Source organism: Brevundimonas kwangchunensis (assembly GCF_039523815.1).
Lineage (GTDB): Bacteria > Pseudomonadota > Alphaproteobacteria > Caulobacterales > Caulobacteraceae > Brevundimonas > Brevundimonas kwangchunensis.
In genome coordinates this window covers 72309-84882 of the sequence record NZ_BAAAGA010000008.1, presented here as the reverse complement: position 1 = coordinate 84882, position 12574 = coordinate 72309, and the positions used below count along the sequence as shown (strand labels likewise).

Sequence of the window (12574 nt, the reverse complement as noted above, 5' to 3'; positions counted from 1 at the left end):
GTTCAGCTTCGTCGAAACGGTATTTTCCATCTGCTCCGGGCGAGGCCCGGACGCCCCGCCGCCTTCCCATCCGCGAGCCTATCTCTGACAGAGTACTTTACAACACAAAGTACTTGTGCGATGACGCTCCCAACACAGGGAGGAAACCCATGACCCACGACACCGACAACGCCCCCGCCGACATCGCCTGGATGCGCCGCCTCGCCGAGGAGGGCGCGCAGGCGCCGATGCAGGGCGGGTCCATCCTGATGATCGCCGGCCTCAGCTACGGCGTCGCCAGCATCGTCCACTGGCTCGGCGCCACCGGCCGCATGGCCGGCTTCGAGCAGTGGGTGAACATCGTCTGGTTCGCCGCGACCGGCGTCTTCTTCATCGGCCTGTTCACCTCGATCGCCCGGATGAAGCGCAGCGCCGGCTCCCGCACCGCCGGCAACCGGGCCAGCGGCACCGCCTGGTCCGCGCTGGGCTGGGGCATCTTCGCCCTGTTCGCCTCGCTGGCCATCATCGGCTACCGCGCCGACGAGCAGACGGCCCTGGTCCTGCTGACGCTGGCGCCGTCGGTCATCATGGTCTTCTACGGCGTCGGCTGGGCCGTCAGCGGCGCCATGCACCGCGACCGCACCATGTGGGGCCTCTCCATCGCCAGCTTCATCGCCGCGCCCGTGCTGGCCCTGCTGGCCGGCTCGCCGGATCAATACATCGGCTACGCCGCGGCCCTGATCGCCCTGATGGCCTTGCCCGGCTACACCTTCATGCGCCGCGCCGGCCGGGCAGGCTGAGCATGGCCGACGATTTCGACATCAACCGGATCGACGAGGTCATCCACGGCCGGGTCCGGCTGGGCATCATGGCCGCCCTCTCGGGCGTAGAGAGCGCCGACTTCAACACCCTGAAGGCCCGGCTGCAGACCACCGACGGCAATCTGTCCGTCCATCTGCGCAAGCTCGAGGACGCCGGCTTCGTCGCGGTCACCAAACGGTTCGAGGGCCGCAAGCCCCTGACCGAGGCGTCCATGACCCCGGCCGGGCGCAAGGCCTTCATCGCCTACCTCGACGCCATGCAGGGGCTGGTGAGGAGCGCGTGACGGAAAGCGGTCGAGCGGCTACAGCGGTGGGCATGACGGACCGCATCCATCGCTTCGAGGCGCTCGACAATTTCCGGGACTACGGCGACTACGCCGCGGGCATCCGACAGATCGCCCGCGGCCGCCTGTTCCGCTCCGCCCACCAGGCCCGCGCCACCGAGGCGGATCTGGCGAAGCTGGCGGAGTTGAACATCGGCGCCATCGTCGACCTGCGCCGCCCCGGCGAGCGCCGCGACCAGCCTTCGCGCCGCTCCCTCGGTTGGGCCGGACAGATCCTCGAAAGCGATCTGGGCGAGGACGGCGAGGCGCCCCACATCACCTTCCTGAAGACCTCTGACCTGACCGTCGATGCGGGCCGGACGTTCATGACCGGCGTCTATCGCAACCTGCCCTACGAGCCGGCCCACCTCGACCTGTTCTCCCGCTACTTCCGGGCCCTGGGCGAGACCGACGGTGCGGTCCTGATCCACTGCGCGGCCGGCAAGGACCGCACCGGGACCCTGGCCGCCCTGACCCACCACCTTCTGGGCGTCCATCACGACGACATGATCGCCGACTACCTGCTGACCAACACCGCCGTCGATCTGGAGCGGATGGCCCCCAAGGTCGCCCGCCAGCTTCAGCAGATGACCGGCCGCGAGGCCTCCCACGACGCCGTCGTCGCCTTCCTCGGCGTCGAGCCCGTTTATCTCGAGACCGCCTTCGTCGGCATTCGCGAGCGCCATGGCTCCATCGACGCCTATCTTGAGCAGGCGCTGGGCGTGGACGCCGCCCTGCGCGACCGCATCGGCGAGCGCCTCTCCGCGTGAGCCCCGCGCCCGCCACCCGGCGACTGCCCTGGCGCGAGCCCCTCGCCGTCGCCGCCGGCCTGCGGGACCGCGACGGCGCGCTGGCCCTGCTGTCGGACGGCGGGCCGCTGGGTCGCTGGTCCTTCGTCGCCGCCGACCCCGACCGCGTCGTGGTCGAGCCGGTCGAAGGCGCGCTGGACCGGCTGCGCGATCCGGACTTCGCCGACGGGGTGGTCGGCCTCCTCGCCTATGACGCCGGCGCCCGCCCGGCCACCGGCCCGCGAGAGCCGGTCTGGCCCGACCTGATCCTCGCCCGCTATCCGTCAATGCTCGCCTTCGACCATGAGGCGCGCGAGGTGCTGGCCATCGGCCGGGGCGTCGATCCGGCCATCGCCGCCGGCTGGCTCGACCTTGCCGTCGAGCCCGGCCTGCCCGATCCGCCCGCGTCAGCCTTCATGCCCGAAGCGCCGGGCGCCGCCTACGAGGCCGCCGTCGCCGACGTCGTCGCCCGCATCGCCTCGGGCGAACTCTTCCAGGCCAACATCGCCCGCGCCTGGACCGGCGAACTGAAGGCCGGAGCCGATCCCTTCGACGTCATGCTGCGCCTCGCCGGCCGGGCTTCAGCCTACGGCGCCTTCTGGCGCATCGGCGACCGCGCCATCGTCTCCAACTCGCCCGAGCTCTTCCTGACCTTCGACGCCCTGTCGGGCCGGATCGAGACCCGGCCGATCAAGGGGACCCGGCCACGCGATCCGGACCCTGTCCGCGACGCCGCCCTCGCCGCCGACCTTCAGGCCAGCGCCAAGGACCGGGCGGAAAACCTGATGATCGTCGACCTGATGCGCAACGATCTGGCTCGCGCCGCCGTGACCGGTTCGGTCGTGGTTGAGCGCCTGTTCGAGGTCGAGCCCCTGCCGACGGTGCACCACCTCGTCTCCACCGTCGTGGCCCGCGCCCGGCCCGACATCGGCGCGGCCGACCTGCTGGAGGAGACCTTCCCGCCCGGCTCCATCACCGGTGCGCCCAAGCATCAGGCCATGAAGGTCATCGCCGTCCACGAGCCGCCGCGCGGGCCCTGGTGCGGCAGCCTGTTTCACATCGCCGACGGTCGCCTGACCGCCTCGGTCCTGATCCGCACCGCGGCGTTCGAGAGGGACGGGGAGGTCTGGCGCTTCCGCACCCTCGCCGGCGCCGGCATCGTCGCCGACAGCGATCCGGCCTCCGAACTGGCCGAAACCGACGCCAAGATCCGCGCACTCCGGGAGGCGCTATTGGGCTAGCAGTTCGAGCAGGTGATCGCGTCGACCGTTCGGGGGCGCAGATAGTAGGTGTGCGAGAAGCGCGTAATCGCCGGCATCAGATAATCGGCCGGCGAGTCGTAGTCATAGGTCGCCTCGGACATGACCACGCTCTGGCCGTTCTCGAGGATGCCCGCGGGCACGGTCACGGTCGAGTTGACCGTCCTAGCCGCCACGCCCTTGCCCCGGCTCCACGCCACGCGAGCCACCCCGCCGGTCATGGTCACCCCACTGATCCGCTGCTGCAGCGGCGTCGTCGGGAAAGGCTTCATGATCAGTCCGCTGATCATGAAGATGTCATCCAGATTGGACCGGCTGACGGTCTCCTCCTGCGCCACCAGGTCGGCGACCATCGAGGTGACGTGTCCCATCCGCTTCTGGGCCATGTAGCCCTGACAGAACTCCGACAGGCCCATGTAGATGGCGACCAGAACCGGAGCCAGCAGGGCGAACTCGACCGCGGAGACGCCGCGCTCATCGCCGGCGAGGCGGCGGAAGCTGTTGAGCTTCATCATCATGCCGGTTCATTCCGGAATGCGGTGGTCGCCTGCATGCGTATGGTGCCGTCGTTCAGACGCGACAGCCCTTGGGACATGAATGTCGTGATCAGCGGCAGGCGATACCAGACCCGCACCAACACCAGATCGCCCGGGTTGCCGTTCGAATATGTGAGGCTGCCCTCGTTGAACGTGCCGCCGCTCATCGGATCGGGCGGCGTCGTGTTGAACTGGGGAATGACGCGAACATCGACCGTGGCGCGTCCCGAACAGTCCGAAGCAAAGACGCTCATGCGGCTGCACAGCGAGGATTTGAAGGTCGCGGCCGTCATGCCTTGGGCGCTCGCCTGGCCGGTGCGGACCAGACGGCCGGTCTCCATGGTCGCATTGGTCAGAACGGAATCTGTGACGAACACCAGACCGAGCTCGAGGATGGCGAACATCATCAGGCAGAAGGGCAGGGCCACCATCGCGAACTCGACCGCTGCCGAGCCCTCACGGGCCGTTCGCGACCTTGCGCGAAATGCGGTTCGTGAGACGCCTCCGAAACGCACGGCTCCGGGCCTATTCGTCGCGCGCGGCGGACTCGGGTCCGCTGGTGCCGCGGACCGAAGGCGAGCACGAGCTGGCGCAGGCCATCTCGGTGGCGGTCGCTCCACGCCAGACCCGGACGCGGCCGGCGCCGTCACCTGCCGTCACGACCACCTGGCTCTGAAAGACGGTGCGTCCGATCGAATCCACCGCGACGATATCGGTGACGCCGTATCCCTTGCCGGTGATGTAGAGGGTGCCGGCGTCGACAACAGTTACATCCGCGATCTGCGGATTGCCGACGATGACTGACGCGGCCTGCCCGCGAAGTTGCACGCGGCGGGCCTGATCGATCTCGATGTTCAGGCTGGCCGACTGCGCCGCGACGATCATGGGCGCCGCCATTGCGCAGGCGGCAAGGCCGAGAGCTGCGATGAGACGGACAGGCTGGGCCATCACGGGGACTTTCTTGAACGGGCGCGCGCGTAAGAGAGCGCGACAGTGCCGTTACAATCCTCAAGAAAGTCTGAAATGGAGAAAACTGACCCTGAAACGGGCCGAAAACCACTAACTTTAGTTCGATTTACCGGTCAAATTCTCAGTAAACGCGGAAGTAACCAACCCCGAAGACCAGAATTTAACCGCCTCGGGCGATAACCATCCTGCGTTTTGGGGGTCAAGCGGGCTGCCGGCTCCCCCCTCTGAGTAGCTCGCTAAACCCATCCTGAGGAAAGACATCATGACCAAGTTCGTTTCGAAGTTCATGTCCGACGAGTCGGGCGCCACCGCCATCGAGTACGGCCTGATCGCCGCTCTGATCGCCGTGGTCATCATTACGGCCGTGACCGCCCTGGGCACGACCATCAAGACCAAGTTCAACGCCGTTGTGACCGGCATGGGCGGCACCGCCGGCGCCTAAGGCCCGACGAAAACGTCTTGAAACTGCGGAGGGCCGGGGCGGAAACGCCCCGGCCCTTCTGCGTTCCGGCAGATCGACGAAGTAAACGTCCCGGAAAGCATCTTCCTACGCGAGGCCTTAACCCGCCGATGCGAAAGTCGTGACGTTCAGGGGGGCGACGGGCAACCGGATCCCCGAGTGCAAGATCTCCAGATCCAAATGGGAGCAACCCGGATGACCAAGTTCGTTTCGAAATTCATGTCCGACGAGTCGGGCGCCACCGCCATCGAGTACGGCCTGATCGCTGCTCTGATCGCCGTCGTGATCATCACGGCCGTGACCGCTCTGGGCACGACCATCAAGACCAAGTTCAACGCCGTTGTGACCGGCATGGGCGGCACCGCGGGCGCATAAGCGCTACGGACAACCCGTAATGAGCGAGGGCCGGGGCAGAGATGCTCCGGCCCTTTGCCTTGTTCAGGCAACGCGGTTTTAACCGCATTGCTTCAGGCTGGGGCCATGGACATTCTAGCCCTCGCCCTGCTCGGCGTTCTTCCGGCCCTGGTCATTGTCGCCGGCCTGAAGGACCTGACATCGATGAAGATCCCCAACTGGATCTCCGGGTTGCTGGTGATCTTCTTCCTGCCTGCTGCGCTTGCCGTGGGACTACCACCCGTGCAGATGGCGATCCATCTTGGCATCGCCATCGTGGCTCTGCTGGTGGGCGCCGGGATGTTCGCCCTCCGTTGGCTCGGAGGCGGTGACGCCAAGCTGATGGCCGCCGCGTGTCTCTGGTTGGGTCTGGAGGGGTCGGGCATGTTCCTGCTCTGGACAGGCCTGGTGGGAGGGTTGTTCTGCCTGGCCCTGATCTTCGCCCGCTTCCATTCGCGCCCCTATCTGGCCGGCGCCCCAGGGTGGCTGGTCACCCTGATGGAGCCCAAGGGCGACATCCCATACGGCGTGGCGATCGCCGCCGGCGCCCTGATGGCCTATCCGGCCTCTCCACTGATGGCCATGTTCATCGCCGGCTGACCCGTCTTTCGATGCGGTCGTGCATGCGGTTTTGCATTTAGGTCGGCGTTAACCCGCTCACGGCATGTTCGTTAACGGTAGGGGGCCGAAGGACCGAGTCACGCGTCCAGACGGCCCTGCCGGAGACTGCAGATGAAGCCTGCTCGTATCATCGTGATCTGTGTCGCCGCCGTGGCGGCGATCGGCCTGGCGCTTGTGGTGCGAGCCATGGGGTCGCCGTCGCGTGAACCTGTCGCGGTGGCCACCGCCGCACCGGTCGAGGCTGAGCCGATGGCCAAGGTTCTGGTCGCCGCGAAGGATCTGCAGCCCGGCCAGCGCCTGACCGAGGCGGACCTCGAGTGGAAGGATTGGCCGGTTGATGAGGTGAACCCTGCATTTATCACTGACGGATCCGTGCCAATCGCCGGCGCCGCCCCGGCCGCCGCTCAAGCAGAGGCCGACAAGCCGGCCGGCGCGGTCGCTACCGTGGCTCGCGCCGCGACCAATCTCGCAAACGGCGGCGCCAAGGCCGACTACGTCGGCTCGGTCGTCCGTGAGCCGATCCTCGCCGGCGAACCGATCGTTTCGCGCAAGATCGTGCGGGCCGGCGACAGCGGCTACATGGCCGCTTATCTGGAGCCCGGCATGCGGGCGATGGCTATCCGCGTCACCGTCGAGACGGCCGCGGGCGGGTTCATCCTGCCGGGTGACCGGGTCGATGTGGTCCTGACCCGCGAAACAACCCTGACCAATGCAGGCGCCGCCGAGAGCGATCGCGCCAAGTTCAGCTCCGCCACCGTCATGCAGAACATCAAGGTTCTGGCTATCGACCAGTCGACGCGCGCCGGCGACGAGGAGCAGGCGGTGATCGGCGCGACGGCGACGCTGGAAGTCAGTCCCCGCGATGCCGAGGCGCTCGCCCTCGCCAAGTCCGAGGGCGAACTGAGCCTGATCCTGAGGTCCTACGCCGACACCGGCGGTCCGTCCGGCCGCGTCGCTGCACCGGTGCGTCAGGCTGCTGCCGTCCGCATCTACCGCGGCGGTGCTCCCGAAGTGGTGGTCACGCAATGAAACACCTCGCCGTCGTCGCCCTCGCAAGCCTGATAGTGGCCTCCGGCGCATCGGTTGCGCACGCCGCCTCCGGCCCCCAGAGCCGCCCGACCATATCGGCTGCCTCACAGGCGCGCCTGATCAGCCTGCCCCGTGGATCCTCGATGTCGGTCGATCTGCCGGCGGATGCGCGCGACGTGATCGTGCCCAATCCGGTCGTCGCCGAGGCCATGCTGCACTCGCCGCGTCGTATCTCGATCATCGGCCTGACGCCTGGCGAAACGGATGCCGTCGTGCTCGATAGCGCCGGACGGACGATCCTTTCGCTGCGCGTTCGGGTCGATGCAGGCGTCTCCGCGTTGCAGGACACTCTGGCCCGGGTGCTGCCCGGCAGCCAGGTTAACGCCGAAGCCGTCAACGACAGCATCATCCTGACCGGAACGGTCCTGAGCCCGGGCGAGGCTGATCGGGCCAGCCAGGTCGCGCGGGCATTCGTATCGGCGCCCGAGAAAGTCATCAACATGATGACGATCGCGGGTTCTGACCAGGTGATGGTCAAGGCGCGTGTGGTCGAGGTTCAGCGCAGCGCCATCAAGCAACTTGGCTTGTCCACCGACTACATCGTCAACCAGGGCACGCAGTCCTACGGCTTCGGTCGCAGCAACAGCTTCGGCGTAAACGGCTCCCTGATGGGCGGCGGCGGGGCGTGCGTGCGCGAACGCGGCGCCCGGACGACCAACTACAACGACTCGGTCACCCGGACGATCACCAATCAGGACGGTTCCACGACCACGATCGTCAACCAGAGCCAGACAGGTCTGGATCCGAACTTCATCCGGAACACGGTCACGGACACCGCGGGCGGTCTCGTCAGCAACGTGATCTCCAACGTCGTCTCCAGCGCGTTCCAGACCATCACGGGCACCAACGCGGAGGCCTGCCTGCAGGCGTTCGAGCGGGTCGGTCTCGTCCGCACGCTTGCCGAGCCCAACCTGACCTCCGTGAATGGCGAGAACGCGGAGTTCCTCGCCGGGGGCGAGTTCCCGGTTCCGGTGGGACGTAACGTTGACCCGACCACCGGTCAGGTCACGATCGGCATCGAGTTCAAACCGTTCGGCGTCCGCCTGGCATTCCGACCGATTGTTCTGTCGCAGGGCCGCATCTCGTTGCAGCTGTCCACCGAGGTCTCCGAACTGACCACAACGGGGGCGTTCACCCTCGGCGGTGGTGACGGGGACGCCTTGGTTATTCCCGCGCTGAACGTCCGGCGGGCTTCCAGCACTGTCGAGCTGCCTTCGGGCGGTTCGATGATGATCGCGGGTCTGCTGCGGGAAGACTCGCGCCAGAATATCGACTCACTCCCCGGAATCGGCGACCTGCCCGTTCTGGGATCGCTGTTCCGGTCTCGGGACTACCTGTCCGGTGAGACGGAGCTGGTGATCATCATCGAGGCCTTCATCGTGTCGCCGGTCTCGGCCGGGACGCTGCAGACGCCGGCGGATGGTTTGCAGATCGCCAGCGACGCCCAGACCATCCTGTTTGGCCAGTTGAACCAGCACTACACGCCGACCGGAAACGGCGCAGGCGCCTGGACCGGCCCGGTTGGCTACGTGATCGAGTGAGGTCTGAATCCATGCGCGCACTCATCCTTCTCGTTCCTGCTCTCCTGGCTGTTGCGGCCTGCGGCACGCCGGGGCATCCGCCACCCGTGACGCCGCTGGCGCGATACTCCCTGCAAGTTGAGCCGGGCCTCGATCGCATCGCTCTTGCTGTCCACGACACCGGCATGTCGTCGACCCAGTCAGCCGCATTGCGTGACCTGGTCGATCGCTATGCGCGAGCCGGCGAGGGTCCGCTGAAGGTGGAGGCCCCGGCCGAAGGCGACCCCAAGGCGATCGAGCTGGCATGGGCGATCCGGGCGCAACTCACGGCGCACGGCATTCCGGCCGAGCAGATCCAGATGGCGTCGTACACTGCGCCGGATCCTCGCGCACCGATCCTGGCGGGCTTCGAGACGGTCAGGGCTGCGATCACGGATTGCTCGCGAGAGCCCCGATCGATGCGCGCGCGCTATTCGAACCAGAGTTCACTGGGCTTTGGTTGCGCAGTGACATCAAACATGGCGGCGCAGATCGACAATCCCCGCGACATCCAGCATGCGCGCGGCATGACGCCGGTGGATTCCGGCCGCTCGGCCGTCGTGTTCGCCAACTATCGCGCGGGCGAAGCCACTTCGACCCCGCAGGAAGAACTCGTTCGGGGCCAGATCGCCCGGGCGGTGGAATAGAACATGAGCAACGCATTCGCCCCTCGTCCCTTTGAGGACTTCGAGGACGAGTTCGATCTCGACATGGGTTATGCCGCCCAGCCCGGCTCCATGGCGGCTTCTGACGCGTCCGCCGGAGGCGAGCCGACCGCCGACCAACGCGAGCCTCTCCAGTTCATGGCGCCGGCGGCGCCAACGCCGGCTGTGCCGACGCTCCCGGAGAGCCCGACCTTCAGCGAGGGCGGGGACGCCTTCAATCCCGTTGGCGAACTGGTCGCCGGCGCCGCAGCGGCCTTTGCGCCGCCGGCGCTGAGCGGGCACGCAGCCGAGGTCTCGATCCCGCGCATCGCCATTCACGTCTTCGCCGAGCGTCAGGACACGCTGGCGTCGGCGGAACGCGCCGGCCAGGATCGTCGCCTCGCTCGCGCCACGACCCAGATCCGCGTCGGCGGCGTCGCGGCGGCCGTCGAGGCCTATCAGCATGAGCCGACGCCGCCGCTGATCATTGTCGAGTGCATGAAAGACCCGCAGACGTTGCTGTGGGAAGTCGACCAACTGGCCGAGGTCTGCGACGCCGGCACCAAGGTTGTCGTCGTTGGCGCTACCAACGACATCCTGCTGTTCCGAGAGCTGATGCGCCGCGGCGTCAGCGAGTATCTGGTCGCGCCGGTTCAACCGCTGCAACTGATCTCGGCCATCGGCGGCCTGTTCGCCGACCCCGCCCAGCCCTTCGTCGGCCGTTCGATCGCCTTCGTCGGCGCGCGGGGCGGCTCGGGCTCCAGCTCGATCGCCCACAACACCGCTTACGCGATGAGCGAACGGGTCGGCGCCAACACGGTCATCGTCGATTACGATCTGCCCTTCGGCACCGCGGGCCTCGACTTCAATCAGGATCCGCTTAGCGGCGTCGCAGACGCCCTGAGCCAGCCGGATCGTCTGGACGCCACCCTGCTGGACCGGATGATGGTCCGCTGCACGGACAAGCTGAGTCTGTTCGCCGCACCGGCGACGCTCGACACCGACTGGGACATCACCCCGGACGCCTTCGAGGAGGTCACCACCCGGATTCGCTCGACGGCCCCGTTCGTAGTGCTGGACCTGCCGCACCTGTGGTCGGGCTGGATGCGTCGCACCCTGATTTCGGCGGACGAGGTCGTGATCGTCGCGACGCCGGATCTGGCCTCGCTGCGCAACGCCAAGAACATGATCGACCTGATCAAGCAGGGCCGTCCGAACGATGCCCCGCCGCGTCTGGTCCTCAATCAGGTCGGCGTGCCCGGCCGCCCGGAAATCCCGGCCAAGGAGTTCGGCAACGCTCTCGGCGTCCACCCCAGCCTGATGATCCCGTTCGACGCCAAGACCTTTGGGGCGGCGGCCAACAACGGTCAGATGATCCTGGACTCCGGCGCCAAGTCGAAGGCGGCCGAGGCCTTCCAGACGCTGGCCCAGATCGTGTCGCACCGCGAGATTCCGATGCTGCCGGGCGCCAAGGCGTCTAAACCTGCGGCCAAATCGATGCTCTCGGGCCTGTTCAAGAAGAAGTCCTGACGGGTGTTCGGCAAGCGCACAGGTCAGCCCGGAAATACATCGCCCGCTCCGCGTCCGGCGGCGGCGCCCGCACCTGCACCTGAAGCCTTCCCGCAGGGCGGCCAGCCTCAGCAGGGCACGCAGACCCAGGCTTTTGCCTTCGGCAGCGACGTCGATGTCATGGATGCTCCGTCGCCGGCTCCGGCAGGCGCTGACCGACTCGACGCGCTGGCCTCCCGTCCCAAGCCGCCGGCGCCCGCGCCCAAGGCCGCCGGGCCCGGTCCGAAGGCGACTCCGGGCTTCGAGCAGTTGAAGAAGGCCCAGGCGGTCGCGGAGATCGTCCGGGAGCAGAGCGACTACTATCACGCCACGAAGACCACGATCTTCAACGCGCTGATGAATACAATCGATCTGGCCCAGCTGGCCCAGCTCGATCCCAAGGCCGCCGCCGAGGAAATCCGGGACATCGTCGCCGAACTGGTGGCGATCAAGAACGTCTCGATGTCGGTGGCCGAGCAGGAGCACCTGGTCCAGGACATCGTCAACGACGTCCTGGGCTATGGCCCGCTGGAGCCGCTGCTGGCCCGGGACGACATCGCCGACATCATGGTCAACGGCGCCGGCCGGGTGTTCATCGAGGTCGGCGGCAAGGTGCAGCTGACCAACGTCCGCTTCCGCGACAACACCCAGCTGATGAACATCTGCCAGCGGATCGTGTCGCAGGTCGGCCGCCGCGTGGACGAGAGCTCCCCGATCTGCGACGCCCGTCTGCCGGACGGCTCGCGCGTCAATGTCATCGCCCCGCCACTGGCGATCGACGGCCCGACGCTGACGATCCGGAAGTTCAAGAAGGACAAGCTGACGATGAAGAACCTGGTGGAGTTCGCCTCCATCAGTCCCGAGGGAGCGCGCGTACTCGGCGTCATCGGCGCCTCGCGATGCAACCTCGTCATCTCGGGCGGCACGGGTTCGGGAAAGACGACCCTGCTGAACACCCTGACCGCCTTCATCGACCCGACCGAGCGCGTCATCACCTGCGAGGACGCGGCGGAGCTGCAGTTGCAACAGCCGCACGTGGTGCGCCTGGAAACCCGCCCGCCCAACCTCGAGGGGCAGGGCATGATCACCATGCGTGATCTGGTGAAGAACTGTCTGCGGATGCGTCCGGAGCGGATCATCGTCGGCGAGGTGCGTGGGCCAGAGGCGTTCGACCTGCTGCAGGCGATGAACACCGGCCACGACGGTTCGATGGGCACGCTGCACGCCAACAGCCCGCGCGAAGCCATCAGCCGTATGGAGTCCATGATCACCATGGGCGGCTACGGCCTGCCGTCCAAGACGATCCGCGAAATGATCGTCGGCTCGGTCGATGTGATCGTTCAGGCCGCGCGTCTGCGCGACGGCTCGCGCCGCATCACCCACATCACCGAAGTGGTGGGTCTGGAAGGCGACGTGATCGTCACCCAGGATCTGTTCGTCTACGAGATCACCGGCGAGGACGAGAACGGCAAGATCGTCGGCCGCCATCGCTCAACCGGCATCGCCCGCCCCCGCTTCTGGGATCGCGCCCGTTACTACGGTCTGGAGCGTGAACTGGCCGAAGCCCTCGACGCGGCGGAGTGAT

Annotated in this window: 15 protein-coding genes; 12 read left to right on the top strand and 3 right to left on the bottom strand. The window is 67.1% G+C overall.

Going from position 1 to position 12574, the window contains the following annotated elements:
* The first annotated feature begins 149 nt into the window (after positions 1 to 149).
* The 4 genes from ABDZ95_RS14835 to ABDZ95_RS14820 are packed head-to-tail and all read left to right on the top strand — an operon-like array spanning position 150 to position 3152.
* Positions 150 to 779, top strand: coding sequence for a hypothetical protein (locus ABDZ95_RS14835; RefSeq protein ID WP_343794745.1), 630 nt, complete (start codon positions 150 to 152; stop codon positions 777 to 779).
* Between the two features lie 2 nt (positions 780 to 781).
* Positions 782 to 1084 (top strand): winged helix-turn-helix domain-containing protein, encoded by a 303-nt coding sequence (locus tag ABDZ95_RS14830; RefSeq protein WP_343794744.1) that lies wholly within the window; start codon positions 782 to 784, stop codon positions 1082 to 1084.
* Between the two features lie 32 nt (positions 1085 to 1116).
* Positions 1117 to 1893 (top strand): tyrosine-protein phosphatase, encoded by a 777-nt coding sequence (locus ABDZ95_RS14825; RefSeq protein WP_343794743.1) that lies wholly within the window; start codon positions 1117 to 1119, stop codon positions 1891 to 1893.
* Positions 1890 to 3152 carry an anthranilate synthase component I family protein gene (locus tag ABDZ95_RS14820; RefSeq protein ID WP_343794742.1) on the top strand — a complete coding sequence of 421 codons (1263 nt, stop codon included), beginning with the start codon at positions 1890 to 1892 and terminating at the stop codon, positions 3150 to 3152. The genes ABDZ95_RS14825 and ABDZ95_RS14820 overlap by 4 nt, the downstream gene beginning before the upstream one ends.
* Here the strand turns inward: ABDZ95_RS14820 and ABDZ95_RS14815 are convergent.
* From ABDZ95_RS14815 to ABDZ95_RS14805, 3 genes are read right to left on the bottom strand one after another with little or no spacing between them, the layout of a single operon-like run.
* Positions 3149 to 3688, bottom strand: a complete 540-nt coding sequence (locus ABDZ95_RS14815; RefSeq protein WP_343794741.1) for a TadE/TadG family type IV pilus assembly protein — start codon at positions 3686 to 3688, stop codon at positions 3149 to 3151. The genes ABDZ95_RS14820 and ABDZ95_RS14815 overlap by 4 nt on opposite strands.
* Complete coding sequence (locus ABDZ95_RS14810; protein ID WP_343794740.1) at positions 3685 to 4221, bottom strand: TadE/TadG family type IV pilus assembly protein; 537 nt, start codon at positions 4219 to 4221, stop codon at positions 3685 to 3687. Before ABDZ95_RS14810 ends, ABDZ95_RS14815 begins: the two co-directional genes overlap by 4 nt.
* Positions 4222 to 4231: 10 nt before the next feature.
* Positions 4232 to 4654 (bottom strand): pilus assembly protein N-terminal domain-containing protein, encoded by a 423-nt coding sequence (locus ABDZ95_RS14805; protein ID WP_343794739.1) that lies wholly within the window; start codon positions 4652 to 4654, stop codon positions 4232 to 4234.
* Between the two features lie 283 nt (positions 4655 to 4937).
* Between ABDZ95_RS14805 and ABDZ95_RS14800 the strand changes: the two genes are divergently transcribed.
* From ABDZ95_RS14800 to ABDZ95_RS14765, 8 genes are all read left to right on the top strand, one after another.
* Positions 4938 to 5117 (top strand): Flp family type IVb pilin, encoded by a 180-nt coding sequence (locus tag ABDZ95_RS14800; RefSeq protein ID WP_343794738.1) that lies wholly within the window; start codon positions 4938 to 4940, stop codon positions 5115 to 5117.
* Between the two features lie 213 nt (positions 5118 to 5330).
* On the top strand, positions 5331 to 5510 hold the full coding sequence (locus ABDZ95_RS14795; RefSeq protein WP_343794738.1) for a Flp family type IVb pilin: 180 nt from the start codon (positions 5331 to 5333) through the stop codon (positions 5508 to 5510).
* Between the two features lie 105 nt (positions 5511 to 5615).
* On the top strand, positions 5616 to 6128 hold the full coding sequence (locus tag ABDZ95_RS14790) for an A24 family peptidase (RefSeq protein ID WP_343794737.1): 513 nt from the start codon (positions 5616 to 5618) through the stop codon (positions 6126 to 6128).
* A gap of 132 nt (positions 6129 to 6260) precedes the next feature.
* Entirely contained in the window at positions 6261 to 7178 is a 918-nt protein-coding gene (cpaB, locus tag ABDZ95_RS14785; protein WP_343794736.1) for a Flp pilus assembly protein CpaB, read from the top strand.
* Positions 7175 to 8779: a type II and III secretion system protein family protein gene (locus tag ABDZ95_RS14780; RefSeq protein WP_343794735.1), complete on the top strand. Its 1605-nt coding sequence runs from the start codon at positions 7175 to 7177 to the stop codon at positions 8777 to 8779. Before cpaB ends, ABDZ95_RS14780 begins: the two co-directional genes overlap by 4 nt.
* Positions 8780 to 8790: 11 nt before the next feature.
* A complete protein-coding gene (locus ABDZ95_RS14775; RefSeq protein WP_343794734.1) occupies positions 8791 to 9444 on the top strand; it encodes a CpaD family pilus assembly protein in 654 nt (217 codons plus the stop codon).
* A gap of 3 nt (positions 9445 to 9447) precedes the next feature.
* Entirely contained in the window at positions 9448 to 10971 is a 1524-nt protein-coding gene (locus ABDZ95_RS14770) for a CpaE/TadZ family protein (RefSeq protein ID WP_343794733.1), read from the top strand.
* A 159-nt stretch (positions 10972 to 11130) separates the two neighbouring features.
* Positions 11131 to 12573, top strand: coding sequence for a TadA family conjugal transfer-associated ATPase (locus tag ABDZ95_RS14765; protein WP_343794753.1), 1443 nt, complete (start codon positions 11131 to 11133; stop codon positions 12571 to 12573).
* Position 12574 lies beyond the last annotated feature (1 nt).